We start from the raw sequence: 15,398 nt of genomic DNA on the forward strand, positions 1-15,398 counted from the left end.
TTTAAACTAAAAGTTTTAGATAAACTTCCCCAAGCCAACTAAACAAAAGACAATTAATTATGAGTAAAACTTTTAAAGTAGCAGCTGCCCAACTCACACCTGTATTCTTAGACAAAGAAAAAACAATTGAAAAAGCATGTAATGCAATTCTGGAGGCTGGAAAAAAGAAGGCTAAATTAATCGTATTCCCCGAAGCTTTCATTTCAGGGTATCCGGATTGGGTTTGGTTAATCCCAAACAGCAAAGGAGCAGAGCTAAACAAATTATATGTAAAATTGGTTGATAATGCTATTTCTATTCCAGATGATTCAACAAGAAAGCTGTGTCATGCAGCAAAAAAAGCTGGAATTAGTGTCGTTATGGGAATACATGAGAGAAACACAGAAACAAGTGGGGCAAGTTTGTTTAACAGCCTACTCTTTATTAACGACCAAGGCGAAATAATAGGTAAACACCGTAAATTAATTCCAACAGGCGGTGAGCGTCTTATTTGGGCTCAAGGTGATGGTTCAACCTTTCAATCCCATAATACATCAGCTGGAAAAGTAGCCGGTTTAATATGTTGGGAAAATTATATGCCATTAGCTCGTCATGCTGTTTATGAAACAGGTGCCCAAATTCTGGCTGCTCCAACATGGGACAAAAGTAAAAATTGGCAACAATCCATGCAGCACATTGCCCGTGAAGGAGGCCTGTTTGTTATAAGTACATGCATGGCAATTAGAATGGACGACATTCCAAATGACTACGAGTTTAAAAATCTTTACCCTGAAGGAAGAGAGTGGATAAACACTGGAAACAGTTGTATTATAGATCCAAAGGGACAAATTATTACAGGACCATTAGAAGCAGAAGAAGGCATCCTATATGCAGATATTAACTTAGATACAATTACAGAAGCTAAGCGCATGTTTGATGCGGTTGGACATTATTCCAGACCTGATGTTTTCAATTTTTCAATTAAACCAACTAAATAATTATACTATGACCCATTTAAACACACGTGCAAATGCACTCGCAGATCGTCTTATTTTAGGAGCAACCAAACTTGCCAATTTCGCAGAAAACTTATCGGATTCCGAATGGAACAAACCTGTTTTAGGCGATGGTAGAACTATAGGTGTCGTTATTCATCATGTGGCAAGCGTTTACCCAATTGAAGTTGAATTAGCGCAAACCCTTGGTAAAGGAAACCCGATTACAGAAGTTTCAAAGGAAGCTATCGATAATATGAATGCGCAGCATGCCGTTGAAAACAACATGGCAGACAGACAAGAGACTATGGATTTACTAAGAATCAATAGTAATAATGCTGCTAATGCCATAAGGGAATTTACTAACGAGGAATTAGATAATTCAGCACCAGTATCGTTGTATTACGATGCTCCTTTAACCACTCAGTTTTTTATTGAGGACCATGCACTTCGACACAGTTTTCATCATTTAGGTAAAATTAAAGCATCTATATAATAAATAACCTTACAAATTATCCAACTGGTTACTGGTGTTATCCTCGCTAATGGTCCAAAAGAAACCTATAAAAAAGAACTGGTCTGCAGCTGGCTTTAAGGCCCTACTTGCAAAATGGCCATTAACATCTGGCGTGTTTGCATATTGGTAACCATTTACATTTTTAAATCCTGTAACATTATTAACCGAAAAATATAATATTTTTTGAGGGCTCAACAAATACGCCCAATTTAAACTTAGGTTATTGTACCCTTTTGTTTTTTGGTTTAAAAATCCTTCCATATTTGGATTGGTGTAGGTACGTCCTGAACCAAAAGCATAACTAAAACCAACCTGACTTTTCCAATCTTCAATCCAATATTTTCCAACCACAGATACGTTATGTGTGTTTGCAAAATTGGGTTGAGCTTCGGTTGGATAGTTTCTAAAATTTCTTTTAGAGTCTAACAATGAATAGCTAATCCAATAATCGGTGTTTTTAATGCTTTTGTTATCTCTCCAAAACAAATCAATTCCTTTAGCATAGCCAAAACCATCGTTTGAAAAATTAGTATTAAATGTGGTGAACTCTTCATCATACTTTATTAGGTTTTTATAGTCTTTGTAATAAGCTTCGGCTCTAAAAATACGTCCTTCACTGTTTAACTGATAATTTAAAATATAATGACTGGTCTCTTGTGACTCTATAGCTTGAGTAAATTTCAACACATTACTTTGTGGGTTTTGATAAAAGTTACCATATGCCAATGATACTTGACTATTAGGTGATGTTTTATAAGCCAATGATACTCTTGGTGAGATGGTAAACTCATTAAAAAGTGAAGTATTTTCTACTCTTAATCCAGGTTTTATAGCAAAGGCTTTAGAGAAGATTATATCGGCTTCAGCGTAAGATGCAAATATATTATTGTTGTATCCATAATCTGTTTTCGCTATAAAATCAGATGCATAGTCTTCATTAAAATTTGTGGTAAAATATTCTGTTCCAAAATATAATTTTAACCGGTTGCTTATTCTGTTTTTAAATTTAACCTTAAAATGTGCAGAGTGCTCTTGGTCACGAATATCGCTATCCATAACACCTATGTTCTCATCGGCATAGGTATAGCTCATGCCTCCAAAAACGGACCATCTATCGCTAAGCATCCCTTGGTATGACGTATTGGTATAAAAGTTACTGTTTTTTAATTTGAAATGTACACCATCCTCGTAATTAATATCTTCTTGAATGAGCTCGAAATTAGACGTATCAAACGCAGCGTAAAGTTTAAACAGCCCATTCTCAAATTTTTGTCTAAAAACGGCTTCACCTGCAAGCCCTTCATACGGTTTTTCCCAATCGTTTCTATCTGGAAACAAAGTATTATAAGGTGCTAAATTAATGTACGACGCATTGATACTTAACGAACTTTTATCCCATTTTTGGGTGTTTCCTAAGGATCCACCAACCGTCATAATACCAATATCTGTTTTTTCTTGGTCTGGTTCGTCAATAGTATTTAATAACAGTACCGAAGATAAGGCTTGTCCATATTCAGCCGAATAACCACCCGTTGAAAAGGTAATACCATCAAATAAAAATGGCGAATAACGTCCTCTAGTTGGCGTGTTATTGGTTGTTGGCGCATAAGGTGTGAACACACGAATACCGTCAATAAAAATCTGCGTTTCTTCGGCTTCACCACCACGCACAAACAATCGACCATCTTCGGCAACCGTGGTTGTTCCTGGTAAAGTTTGTAACGCACCTACAAAATCGCCTAAAGCACTGGCTGTGGTTACCACATCTAAAGGTTTTAAAGCATTGACTTTACTGTTGTCTCCTGCCTCGAATGTTCCAGCAGATAATACTACAGTATCAAGTGAATTAACATCTTCGCGAAGTTTAACTTGTATGTTTTGCATAAACGACACATCACCTATCATAGTGAATTTTTCATAAGAAATATAGGATACAATAAGGGTTTGTGATCCTGTTTCGGTAGTAGTAAAACTAAACATACCTTCTTTATCTGTAGTGGTTCCGTCGTACGTTCCTTCAAGATAGACATTGGCACCTTCAATTGGAATACCTTTGTTATTAGTAACTTTTCCGCTAATAATTGTTTGTGCGGATAAACTTAAACTTAATACAAGTAGTAGTGTAGTGAATAGCGTTTTCATGTTTTTAATAATGTTCGTTTTTTAGTTGATGAGACAAAATTGCCGCATCAATGCCAATCTTGAAACTTATAATGACCGAACTGTAACATTTTAATGACGAATTGAATATATTTGAAAAAACCACCAAGATGCAGCTAACTAAAACTGAAAAAATCTTCACACTTATTTTTTTAACTATAACATTATTAGAACTTTTTTCTGAGAGCATCTTTGGGCTTTTTTCTGTTAGGTTTTCACCTAAACCTCTTATATTATTATCGCTTATTATCTTTTTTATAAAGCAGAGTAAACATTTAGACCTAAAAATGAGGGTATATATGCTGTTAGCCCTTTTATTCTCTTTTAATGGAGATGTTTTACTAATGTTTGTAGAGACATCTCCCAGCTACTTTATGTTTGGATTAGTTGCTTTTTTAATAGCGCACCTTATGTACATTAGAGTATTTTTAAACAAAAGAAATAAGACCAAATCAATATTAGTCATTTCAGCTATATTACTTATTTACGCTTTAGGTATGTTTTATTTTTTAAAAGATGGTTTGAATGATATGTTAATTCCTGTTGCTCTGTACATGATAATTATACTTTTAATGACGGTTTCTGCTTGGTTACGAAAAGGGTTAGTACCAAAACTAAGCCATACGCTTGTATTTATTGGTGCTATACTATTTGTAATTTCCGATAGTGCATTGGCTCTTAATAAGTTTTATAAACCTCTAGTACAATCACATATAATTATAATGAGTACTTATGCTTTAGCGCAATACTTTATAGTCATGGGAATTTTAAGGCAAAAAACACTTTAAACCAATATTGATTTTTTTTAAGTAAATTTAATTACATCTATAAACGCTTTTAACTATGAAATATATTTACTCACATGTTGTAAAAACTGTTCTGTTATCTCTTGCATTCATAACATCGTTTCAAACATTTGGTCAAGAAAAATTAAAAATATTTATCTCTGTTGACATGGAAGGCATTGGAGGCATTGGCACTCCAAAAATGACAAGAAGTGGTGGAAAAGATTATGCAACAAGCAGACAATTAATGACAGATGAAGTGAACACTGTAGTAAGTGCCATTTTTGAATTTGGAGATGCTGAAATTTTGGTAAACGACAGTCATGGTGATATGCAAAATTTACTGCATCTTCAGTTAGACCCAAGAGTAACCTATTTACAAAGTAATATTAAACCCTTAGGTATGGTTCAAGGTTTAGATAATAGTTTCGATGCAGCTATTTTTATTGGTTATCATGCAAAAGCTGGTAATCTAGGAGGGTTTTTAGCACATACTGGATCTGGATCTGTAAAAGGTTTATGGATTAATGGCCTTGAAGTTGGTGAAGGAGAGTTAAATGCACTTTATGCAGGAGCCTTGAATGTTCCAGTAATTCTAGCTAGTGGCGATGATAAATTCTCTGAAGAATTCACAAAAACAGTAAAAACAAGAACTGTTATTACTAAAACTTCAGTAGGTTCAAGTGCCGCAAAACTAATACATCCAGACAAGGTCAAAGAAATGTTAAAAGTTAAAACTATTGAAGCTTTAAAAGACTTAAAATCAGCAAAACCTTTAAGTGTTTCGCAACCTATAACAATTAGGTTTAAGTCTTCTACAACTACTCGAGCTGATGTTGTTATGAGTATTCCAGGGATGAAACGAATAAATGGTACTACTGTAGAGTATAATGCCAAAAATATGGATGAAGCATATAGACTCATTAGAGTAATGTATAAATATATTTCTTGGTAAACTACATAGACTCCGTTACTATTTTTTGAATATTAATTAAACACAACTGTAACAATTTAAACTATAAAGCTACTTACCAGTAACTAACTTATCAAATTGAACAAAGAACTAGAACATAGTTTTGTAGAATTGCTTGAAAAGCATCAAAATATTGTACATAAGGTTTGCCGACTTTATACCAATAATTATGATGCACATAATGATTTGTTTCAAGAAATAACCATACAACTTTGGAAAGCATATCCAAAGTTTCGTGGTGATGCAAAATTTAGTACTTGGATGTATCGTGTTGGTTTAAATACAGCTATTACACTGTATAGAAAATCTAAGCGAAGAATAGACACACACACTTTTAACGATTTTGAATTTAAAATAAAAGCAGAAGATTATGATGATACCGAAGAGCAGCAATTAAAAATTTTATATAAAGCTGTACAACAGCTAAACGATATAGAAAAAGCGTTAGTGTTTTTGTATTTAGAAGATAAAAACTATAAAGAAATTAGTGAAACAATGGGGATTAGCGAGGTAAATGCAAGAGTGAAAATGAACAGAATAAAAACTAAGTTAAAGACTATTTTAAATCCGTAATACTATGGATGAATTAGAATTATTAAAAAAAGACTGGCAAAAGAAGGACAAGGACTTTCCGAAGCTTACATATAATGAAATATATAAGATGATACTCAAGAAGTCATCGTCTATTGTAAAATGGATATTTATTATTAGTATTCTAGAATTTGTGTTTTGGGTAGGTATTGCATTTTTATTAAAATACACGGGATATGCTGATGATATGGCTAATGTTGGATCCAATACAGCATTTATTATAATGAGTGTGATCTCTTATATTATTCTAGCTTACTTTTTTTATAGATTTTATATGAACTACAGAACCATTAATACTACAGATAATGCCACAACATTAATGGAAAACATACTTAGAACTCGCAGAACCGTTAAGCAGTATGTTGGTTTTAATTTGATTGCAATGGTAGTAAGCGTTGGTATTTTACTTCCTTATTTTATAAAACAAGATCCTGAATCGCAAACAATTATAGAGCAAGCAACTGCTGATGGTGAATTACTTAAGTTCTATGCAGGAATTATAATTGTTACTTTATTGATGCTCGCAGTAGTAATAGGAATTTTATTATTGTTTTACTGGCTAATTTATGGCATTCTTTTAAAGCGTTTAAATAAAAATTATAGAGAGCTTAAAAAACTAGAGGTATGAGTGTTAGGTGTTAGGTGTTAGGTGTTAGGTGTTAGGTGTTAGGTGTTAGGTGTTAGGTGTTAGGTGTTAGGTGTTAGGTGTTAGGTGTTAGGTGTTAGGTGTTAGGTGAAAATAAAATAAATTATTTAAAAACTAACATAACACTAAAAACTGGCTTACTGCTACTGATGACTGTGAACTAAAATCACCACTCACGCTGCTTATTCAGCTCTTCTTGAGCCAATAATTCCTCTTTAGGAATCACTTTTAAAAATGATGGATGTTGCTCAATAGCATATTCTATTTTCTCTACTATTTCTGCTATTGTTTCATTATCATAATCAATGTCTAAAGGCTCCTTTATTTCCATTGATTGCAGGATGTTTTTCTTTTTTATTCTAATACCTTTTTTATCAAACGAGCGTCTAAAGCCATCAATTACAATTGGTACAACCACAGGCTTATAGCGCTTAATAATATGTGCTGTTCCTTTTCTAATAGGCTTAAAAGGTGTTGTGGTTCCTTGTGGAAAAGTTATTACCCAACCATCGTCCAACGCTTTAGCAATATTAGATATATCACTCATTTTTACCTGCCTGTTTACGTCCTTACCTTCTGCCCTCCAAGTACGCTCTATACTTACCGAACCAACATAAGCCAGAATTTTAGGCAGCAATCCAGATTTCATAGTTTCTTTGGCTGCTACATAATAAATGTTAAGCTTCGGATTCCATAAATAACCTACATTTTTAATAGAATCATCACGACCGCTTAAACTCGCGTTAAACACATGAAACATCGCTACTACGTCTGCAAAATAGGTTTGGTGGTTTGAAATGAACAATACGTTGGTTTCTGGAAGATCTTTTAAAATTTCCGACCCTTCAATTTGTAGTTCATTAAACCCTCTAAAACGTCTGTGTGTAATAGCTCCAAGTATTCTAATGAGCCACTTTTTAATAAATAGTATATGTCCAAAAGGGTTTTTTTTAAACAATCCCATAAAAATTGTGTCAATCTATTAGTTAGTGAATGCAAACGTACATATTTTTTCTGTTTCTAATCGTGAACAAATCCTAATTAACACATTTGATAAGAACCAATTTCATTTAAAATATTACATAACAGTTTTCAATACATCCTTTATTTCACTGAGCATCATCGCTGTAGCCCCCCAAACTATATGACCGTTTAACTCGTAAGCTGGTACTTCAATGTTTGCTGTGTAAGATGTTGCAACCATTTTATTACCCACATTGTTTTCGTCTAAAAAATGACTTAGTGAAACCTCAACAATATCTTCCACTTCTTCATCTTGCTTGATAAATTTTGGTGGTTTTGGAGTAATACCAATAAAAGGTTGCACGTAAAAGTTACTTGGCGGAATGTAAACCTCAGTCATTTGTTTAATAACTTTTATTTTATGTTCAGGAACTCCAATTTCTTCAAAGGTTTCTCTAATAGCAGTATGTTTTAATGTTTTATCTTCCTTTTCAAATTTACCTCCTGGAAACCCTATTTGAGCTGAGTGCACACCTTTATAGGTTTTTCTTAGTATAAGCGCTAAATATGTTTTATTTCTTTCATTAGGGTAAAACATGGCAAGTACACCAGCGCGTTTTGCGTTTTTCATTCGCTCTTTATACTCTTTTATAAGTTCTCTTCTAAAAGGTGGCGACATTTTAAACTGTGATGTTTCGGCTGGCAATGGGATATTTTTTATTTTTGACAGTGAAACTAAAAATTCATCAAAATCCATTTATGAGAGTCTTTTTGCTAGTCTTTTTTTTATTACTACTAAACTGTGAAGATAAAAAATCTAATTCTAAAACAGCTATAAAACCTAGTGTAGAAACTTCACCTGTTACCGAAAATAAGAAATCTACAGAAGTTGATGATAAACGAGAGTTTCCAAAGCTTACAAGTAAAAATGCAATGGAATTCTTTTTACAATACGAAAAAGAAAACAAAGAAAATAAAATACGCATCACGACAGATTTTGGAGACATAGATATTTTACTATTTGATAAAACCAAATTTCATAGGGCTAACTTTATATTTCTTACTAAGCAAAAATATTTCGACAATACTCAATTTTATAGAGTAATTGACAATTTTATTATACAAGGAGGTAATAGTGACACAAGAGCTACTGCTAGAAAACGAACAGATATTGGGAGGTATTTATTGCCTCCCGATACTAAAAGAGGCTATAAACACGACAGAGGTGTTATAAGTATGCCAAGTAGTGACATTGACAATCCATACAAATTAGCTTCTCCTTTTGAGTTTTTTATTGTACAACAACGTGAAGGTGCCCATTTTTTAGATGGCGACTATACTATTTTTGGTAAAGTTACTAGCGGAATGGATGTTGTTGATAAAATTGCTGCTGTTAAGACTGATGAAATTGATTGGCCTCTACAAAACATATACATAAGAAAAGTTGAGATTATTGAGTGATTAAGCTCTGTAAATATTTGGTAACGCAATTTTAAACTTAACAGCCAACAAGCGTACTAAAATAACAACAGCACCCGAAATCATAAATACAAAATCACTTTCAATAGGTAACTTTCTGATTAAAAAATAGCTTAAGCCACCCAAAATACACGCAGTTGCGTAAATTTCTTTTCTAAAAATTACAGGAATTTCATTACCCAAAATATCTCGAATAACACCACCAAAACAAGCAGATATAGTACCTAAGGCAATACATATAATTGGATGTAAATCGGCAGACAACCCTTTTTCAACACCAACCACTGTATATAAACCAATACCAATAGTATCAAACAAAAACAATGAAGTACGTAGGTAATTAATTTTATTTCTTGCAATAACTGCAAACACAGTCGAACCAAGTATTACGTAAGTAAAGGTCATATCTTTCATCCAACTAACAGGAGTCTGTCCAATTAAAACATCGCGAAGCGTTCCTCCACCAACTGCTGTTACAAAAGCAATGATAAGAATACCAAATAAGTCCATTTTCTTATTCATGGCTACCAATACTCCTGAAATAGCAAAGGCGATTGTTCCTAAAATGTCAATTGTATAAAACATTACATATTTTGTGTGTAGTAGTTATAATCTTTTAAAATTACGTCAATAAACTCATGATCGGTACTATGTTTAACTTCTTTTAATTCTAGTACTTCTATAATTTTGGTTCTTAGTTTTATAAGCGTTTTATAATCCTTAGATTTTTTTGCTGTTTTAAAAGTGTCTTTTATAATTCGAGCATCATTATCGGACAATTTAATTACCATTGGATAGGTTGGCATATAATCTTGCTTTAAATCTTCTAAAATAGTGTGATTAATATTTACATTGTTTTTTAAAGTAATTACTGCTGTTCCCGCTGTCATATCTCCTAAACGTTGATTTTTAGGACTTGTTATAATTGCAATTAATGCCACAACACCACTCATAATATTTAAGTCTATAATTCTAAAAATCCAACGAATAATGAAATCGGATAAAGTAGCTTGATAACCATCAATTTTTACCACTTTAATCTTTAAAATTCGTTTTCCAGGTGTTTGACCATCTAACAACGCTTCAAACAATAATGAGTAAAAAATAACAGGTAAATAAAACACTAAAAAAATAGCCATTTGCGACCAGTTATCCATATCTCGCACTAGCTCATCGATTTTTAAAACCTTGAACATGATTTGGTAAATTACAATCCCATAAGCTATTTTAATTAACCAATCTATTCCCCAAGCAAGTATGCGTTCGCCAACACTAGCTGCAGTGAAATTTATATTTACATTTTGAGTAGTGTTTATTTGTAACTCTACCATTTATTCTGTTAATTTGAAAGTCTATGAGAGAGGTCGCATTTATCAAACAAAATAAAGAAAAATGGCTCGATTTTGAGAAAGCCATTTTTGGAAAAACACTTAAAAACCCTGATGAATTAGCGTCTTTATATATTCATTTAGTAAACGATTTGTCTTACGCACAAACTTATTATCCCAAAAGTAAAACAATTCTTTATTTAAACAACTTAGCAGCAAAAGCTTTTCAGAAAATTTATAAAACCAAGCGTGAGGACTCTAATCGATTTGTTCATTTTTGGAAAGTAGAAGTGCCTCTTATAGTGTATCAGTATAGGCGTTATGTAATGTACGCTTTTGCGCTTTTTTTGTCATTTGTTGCTATTGGAGCCTTATCTGCTGCTTATGATGACACCTTTGTAAGACTCATTTTGGGTGACCATTATGTAAACATGACTTTAGAAAATATTGAGGCTGGTGACCCAGTAGCAGTTTATAAAAGTGGTAGTAATTGGGGAAGTGCCTTTGGTATTACCTTAAACAATTTATATGTAGGGATTTCATCTTTTATATTTGGTGTATTCGGTGGAGTTGGAACTGGTTATTACCTTCTAAACAATGGTATTATGCTTGGTGCTTTTCAGTTTTTCTTTTATCGAGAAGGTGTGTTTTGGGAAAGTGTACGTGGTATTTGGATTCATGGTTCTATGGAGATTTTTGCCATTGTCATTGAAGGAGCTGCAGGACTTATTTTAGGTGCAAGCATACTATTTCCAAAAACATATTCGAGACTAAACTCTTTTAAAATAGGAATGAAAGATGGCGTAAAAATTTTAATAAGTACGTTTCCGTTTACAATAGCTGCTGGATTACTTGAAGGTTATGTAACACGTTATTCCAATACAATGCCAAATTGGCTATCGGTTGGCATTATTCTAGTCACATTAAGTATTATCTCCTATTACTACTTAATATTTCCTCATCTAGTACATAAAAAACTCAAGCAAACTTATGCAGTTATATAAATCAAGAGGTTTTAGTGCCTTCTTTCAAGATACCTTTACCTTTATTAAACAAAACGGAAAACATTATTTTAAACATTTCTTTATTGTTAATGGGATTTTCCTGTTAATACTAATGGCAATAGGCTATTTAATTTCTAAATTTTATACAGATATTCTTTTTGGTGGCATAATTCAGGGGGGTAATAGCTCAAATCAAATTGACGCATATATAAATGAAAACTTTGGCCTTTTTATTCTTTTAATGATTGTGTTTATAGTAACTGCACTTGTTGCTGGACTCATATCCTACTCTTACACAGCCATCTATTTAAAATTATATTCAGAAAATGATGGAAAAAATTTCGACACCAAACAAATCGTTCAAGTTTATAAGCAAAACTTGGGTAAGCTATTTATTTTCTTAATTTGTGGAATTCTACTAGGCATTCCATTAGCATTTGTTTTAGGTATTGGTGCTTTTATATTAATAATAACAATAATTGGTTTTTTACTATTGCCATTTTTAGCTGGTGCTTTCTCATTATTTTACAACATGACGCTAATGGAATACCTTGAACAAAAAAGAGGTATTTGGGATAGTTTTGGATATGCGTGGACACTGATGACAAAAAAATTCTGGGCTGCAGTAGGCAGTGTTGGTTTGTTTTACTTAATGGCTTATGTAGTACAAAATGTTATAACATTAATTCCTTACTTATTTTTTATGGGAAGTTTGTTTACTAATATTCCTGAATCAAATCCAAATCCAGAGGAAATTGGTGCAACATTTATGGTAATGATGCTAGTTGTGTTTTTCATCACATTCATTGTTGGTATTATTCTAAATAACATTACGCAACTTAATCAAGGTATTGTGTTTTACAGCTTAAAGGAAGACAATGAAAATGTTAATACTAAAAGTGTTATTGACCAAATAGGTTCAGGTGAATAAACGTATTGGCTTACATATTGTCCTTTTTATGTTTGTTTGTTTTTCGTTTCAAAGCATTCAGGCAGTAACTCATGATGAATTCATAATTGTAAACATTGAAAACGACACACTTAACATAGACACTTCTGATATAAAACCTCGACTCTTTAACAACCTAAAAGAAAAATATAGTAACGATGCTTTTATTTACGAACGTACCGTTGAAAATTCAGGTTGGTGGACGCGTTTTAAACAGTGGTTAAGTGATAAATTTAGAAGTCTTTTCAATATAAAAAACGCTGGACAAGCCTCCAAAATAACCGATTTAGCCATTAAAATTGGTGGTGTTTTGCTCTTTGTTCTAGTTGTTTATTTCATTTTTAGAGCCATTATCAATAAAGAAGGTGCTTGGGTTTTTGGCAAATCTTCTGATAAAAGTATTATACCTATAACAGATATTGAAGCTAATATTCATGCAACTAATTTTAAAAAGTTAATTGATGAAGCCGAAACAAATTCCAACTATAGGTTAGCCATTAGGTATTACTATTTATGGTTGCTTAAAAATTTAAGTGCTGCTGAAATTATACACTATGATGTAGAGAAAACTAATAATGATTATCGAAATGAAATAAAAATACCGAAAGTAAAAGAAGATTTTGCTTATACGTCTTATCTATACAACTACATTTGGTATGGCGAGTTTGATGTCAACAACGAACAATTTAGTAAAGCTAAGCATGCTTTTTCAACATTTTTAAACTCCATAAAAGCATGAACAAAACCATAAAAATATATGTTGGATTGTTAATCTTGCTTTTTCTTGGAGCGATAGCTATTGAGTTTTCCAAACCTAAACCAATAAATTGGACGAGAACCTTTAACGAATCGCATACCATTCCATATGGTACTTTTATACTATATAACGAGCTTTTAAACTTTTTTCCAGATAATGAGGTAAACAAAATAACGGTATCGCCTTATGAGTATTTTGATGGCTATTTTAACTGGAGTGATTCAACATATACAGTTTCAGGAAACTACATACTTATTGATGATTATGCCGAAGTTGATGATGTGTCTGCTCAAGAACTATTAGACTTTGCTTCACATGGAAACACCATTTTTATGTCTAGTAATTACCTCCCTCAAAAGTTTTTAGACACCTTAGGAATTGAACTAAAAAATGATTTTGATTTTACTGGAGAAGCGCAGTTTAGCTTAGCTAATCCTGTTTTTAAGAACGACTCTATTACTATAGATAGAGGTTTGAGTAATATTTATTTTTCAAAATTAGATTCAACAAAAACTACAGTTTTGGGCTATCAAAATTTTAATGAGGAACAGCACATTAATTTTGTTAAGATAGACCATGAATATGGACAAGTATTTCTGCATTTACAACCCATGGCATTTACTAATTTTTCGCTACTAAAAAATGATAATAAAAAATACGCAGCAGCCATCTTATCTTATTTACCAGATAACACTATTTTTTACGATTCTCGAAATAAAAAACGAACGGAATTGGGCAATTCGCCTTTGCGATTTGTCTTGAGCCGACCAGCCTTAAAATGGGCTTGGATATTAGGCTTAATTGCATTATTTATTTTTATCTTATTCAATGCTAAACGAAAACAACGCATTGTTAAGATTATTAAGCCTTTAGAAAATTCAACCATTGCCTTTACTAAAACCATTGGCAATTTGTATTACGAAACGAAAGACCATAATAACTTAATAGACAAAAAAGCAACCTATTTCTTGGAATCTATTAGACGTAAGTACTATTTAGACACTCAGTTGTTGGATGAAAAATTTGTAAAAAATCTAGCATTAAAATCTGGGAAAGATCTAGGTAAAACAAAAAAAACAATGAATCTTATTGTACATTTAAAAGCAAAACAAGTATGCAACGAAGATGATTTGAAAAACTTAAACAAAACAATAGAAGACTTTTATAACAACTAAATATGGAGCATACAAACAACTCTCAAAACGGCAACTTAAATCAAGATAACCAAGAGCAAACACCTATTGAAAGCGATCATACTCAAGAAACAAAGGAACCTCAAGCGGAAAATCTAAGTTTTAAAAATAGGATTGATCTATCGGAACTCCAAGAAGGCATTGAACTTATAAAAAACGAAATAAGTAAAGTCATTGTTGGACAAAAAGGCATGATAGATATGTTGATTGCCTCTATTTTAGCAAACGGTCATTCATTAATAGAGGGTGTTCCAGGAGTTGCTAAAACAATTTCAGCAAAATTATTAGCCAAATCGTTAGATGTTGGTTTTAGCCGAATTCAGTTCACACCAGATTTAATGCCAAGTGATATTTTAGGAACCTCGGTTTTTAATATGAAAACCTCAGAATTTGAGTTTAAACAAGGTCCTATATTTTCAAACATGATTTTGATTGATGAAATAAATCGTGCGCCAGCAAAAACGCAAGCGGCTCTATTTGAAGTAATGGAAGAACGCCAAATAACCATCGATGGTCATAAATACCAAATGGAATTACCTTTTATAGTATTGGCAACACAAAACCCTGTTGAGCAAGAAGGTACTTACCGCTTACCAGAAGCGCAGTTAGATAGATTTTTGTTTAAAATTGACATCGATTATCCAAGTCTTGATGAGGAAATTGAAATTATTAATCGCGAGCATAATCTGCAAGGAGAAGCAAAAACGGCTAAAGTAACGTCGCATTTAACCAAAGAGCAAGTAGCCAAATTTCAAGATTTAGTTAATCAAGTAATAATTGAGTCCCATTTGGTTAAGTATATTGCTGATATTATTGTAAACACAAGAAATAATCCGTTTTTATATTTAGGTGCTTCACCAAGAGCTTCTATTGCTATTTTAAAAGCAAGTAAAGCTTTTGCAGCCATGAATGGTCGTGATTTTGTAACACCTGAAGATATTAAACAATCTGCCATTCCTGTCTTACAGCATCGAGTTATTGTAACGCCTGAACGCGAAATGGAAGGGGTTACAACAAAGCAGATAATTAGTCAGATTATTGAAGCTGTAGAGATTCCGAGATAACAAAAAAGCAATAAA

General features: G+C 32.6%; 17 protein-coding genes. 12 read left to right on the forward strand and 5 right to left on the reverse strand.

All coding sequences use genetic code 11. The features are described from left to right. Positions 1-59 precede the first annotated feature (59 nt). The gene (locus tag E5167_RS05990) at positions 60-977 is read left to right on the forward strand and encodes a carbon-nitrogen hydrolase family protein (protein WP_136842101.1); all 918 of its coding nucleotides are present in this window, start codon (positions 60-62) and stop codon (positions 975-977) included. A gap of 7 nt (positions 978-984) precedes the next feature. After that, complete coding sequence (locus E5167_RS05995) at positions 985-1,470, forward strand: DinB family protein (RefSeq protein ID WP_136842104.1); 486 nt, start codon at positions 985-987, stop codon at positions 1,468-1,470. 9 nt (positions 1,471-1,479) lie between these two features. Here the strand turns inward: E5167_RS05995 and E5167_RS06000 are convergent, their stop codons facing one another. After that, a complete protein-coding gene (locus E5167_RS06000) occupies positions 1,480-3,633 on the reverse strand; it encodes a TonB-dependent receptor (protein ID WP_136842106.1) in 2,154 nt (717 codons plus the stop codon). A gap of 128 nt (positions 3,634-3,761) precedes the next feature. Here E5167_RS06000 and E5167_RS06005 point away from each other — a divergent pair, with 128 nt between their 5' ends. The 4 genes from E5167_RS06005 to E5167_RS06020 all read left to right on the forward strand — a co-directional run bounded on the left by E5167_RS06005 (position 3,762) and on the right by E5167_RS06020 (position 6,628). Then, positions 3,762-4,439 carry a lysoplasmalogenase gene (locus tag E5167_RS06005; protein ID WP_136842111.1) on the forward strand — a complete coding sequence of 226 codons (678 nt, stop codon included), beginning with the start codon at positions 3,762-3,764 and terminating at the stop codon, positions 4,437-4,439. A 55-nt stretch (positions 4,440-4,494) separates the two neighbouring features. Further along, on the forward strand, positions 4,495-5,391 hold the full coding sequence (locus E5167_RS06010; protein WP_136842114.1) for a M55 family metallopeptidase: 897 nt from the start codon (positions 4,495-4,497) through the stop codon (positions 5,389-5,391). Positions 5,392-5,487: 96 nt separating this feature from the next. Then, complete coding sequence (locus E5167_RS06015; protein WP_136842118.1) at positions 5,488-5,982, forward strand: RNA polymerase sigma factor; 495 nt, start codon at positions 5,488-5,490, stop codon at positions 5,980-5,982. 4 nt (positions 5,983-5,986) lie between these two features. After that, positions 5,987-6,628, forward strand: coding sequence for a DUF898 domain-containing protein (locus E5167_RS06020; protein ID WP_136842120.1), 642 nt, complete (start codon positions 5,987-5,989; stop codon positions 6,626-6,628). A gap of 184 nt (positions 6,629-6,812) precedes the next feature. On the opposite strand, the gene E5167_RS06025 is transcribed toward E5167_RS06020, so the two are convergent. Together E5167_RS06025 and E5167_RS06030 are read right to left on the reverse strand one after the other, a co-directional pair. Beyond that, the gene (locus E5167_RS06025; RefSeq protein ID WP_136842123.1) at positions 6,813-7,610 is read right to left on the reverse strand and encodes a lysophospholipid acyltransferase family protein; all 798 of its coding nucleotides are present in this window, start codon (positions 7,608-7,610) and stop codon (positions 6,813-6,815) included. 114 nt (positions 7,611-7,724) lie between these two features. Next, positions 7,725-8,366 carry an NUDIX hydrolase gene (locus E5167_RS06030; protein ID WP_136842126.1) on the reverse strand — a complete coding sequence of 214 codons (642 nt, stop codon included), beginning with the start codon at positions 8,364-8,366 and terminating at the stop codon, positions 7,725-7,727. 2 nt (positions 8,367-8,368) lie between these two features. On the opposite strand from E5167_RS06030, the gene E5167_RS06035 reads away from it, so the two are divergent. Then, positions 8,369-9,070: a peptidylprolyl isomerase gene (locus E5167_RS06035; protein ID WP_136842129.1), complete on the forward strand. Its 702-nt coding sequence runs from the start codon at positions 8,369-8,371 to the stop codon at positions 9,068-9,070. Here the strand turns inward: E5167_RS06035 and E5167_RS06040 are convergent, their stop codons facing one another. Then, the gene (locus E5167_RS06040) at positions 9,071-9,673 is read right to left on the reverse strand and encodes a trimeric intracellular cation channel family protein (protein ID WP_136842132.1); all 603 of its coding nucleotides are present in this window, start codon (positions 9,671-9,673) and stop codon (positions 9,071-9,073) included. It lies immediately after the preceding gene. Beyond that, entirely contained in the window at positions 9,673-10,419 is a 747-nt protein-coding gene (locus E5167_RS06045; protein ID WP_136842135.1) for an RDD family protein, read from the reverse strand. The genes E5167_RS06040 and E5167_RS06045 overlap by 1 nt, the downstream gene beginning before the upstream one ends. 23 nt (positions 10,420-10,442) lie before the next feature. Between E5167_RS06045 and E5167_RS06050 the strand changes: the two genes are divergently transcribed. The 5 genes from E5167_RS06050 to E5167_RS06070 are packed head-to-tail and all read left to right on the forward strand — an operon-like array spanning position 10,443 to position 15,383. Further along, entirely contained in the window at positions 10,443-11,420 is a 978-nt protein-coding gene (locus E5167_RS06050) for a stage II sporulation protein M (RefSeq protein ID WP_136842138.1), read from the forward strand. Continuing rightward, on the forward strand, positions 11,407-12,351 hold the full coding sequence (locus E5167_RS06055) for a hypothetical protein (RefSeq protein ID WP_136842141.1): 945 nt from the start codon (positions 11,407-11,409) through the stop codon (positions 12,349-12,351). Before E5167_RS06050 ends, E5167_RS06055 begins: the two co-directional genes overlap by 14 nt. Continuing rightward, a complete protein-coding gene (locus E5167_RS06060) occupies positions 12,344-13,108 on the forward strand; it encodes a DUF4129 domain-containing protein (protein ID WP_136842144.1) in 765 nt (254 codons plus the stop codon). Before E5167_RS06055 ends, E5167_RS06060 begins: the two co-directional genes overlap by 8 nt. Continuing rightward, entirely contained in the window at positions 13,105-14,301 is a 1,197-nt protein-coding gene (locus E5167_RS06065; RefSeq protein WP_136842147.1) for a DUF4350 domain-containing protein, read from the forward strand. Before E5167_RS06060 ends, E5167_RS06065 begins: the two co-directional genes overlap by 4 nt. A 2-nt stretch (positions 14,302-14,303) precedes the next feature. Further along, the gene (locus E5167_RS06070; protein WP_136842152.1) at positions 14,304-15,383 is read left to right on the forward strand and encodes an AAA family ATPase; all 1,080 of its coding nucleotides are present in this window, start codon (positions 14,304-14,306) and stop codon (positions 15,381-15,383) included. The last annotated feature ends 15 nt before the right edge of the window (positions 15,384-15,398 follow it).

The organism is Pontimicrobium aquaticum (genome assembly GCF_005047595.1).
Lineage (GTDB): Bacteria > Bacteroidota > Bacteroidia > Flavobacteriales > Flavobacteriaceae > Pontimicrobium > Pontimicrobium aquaticum.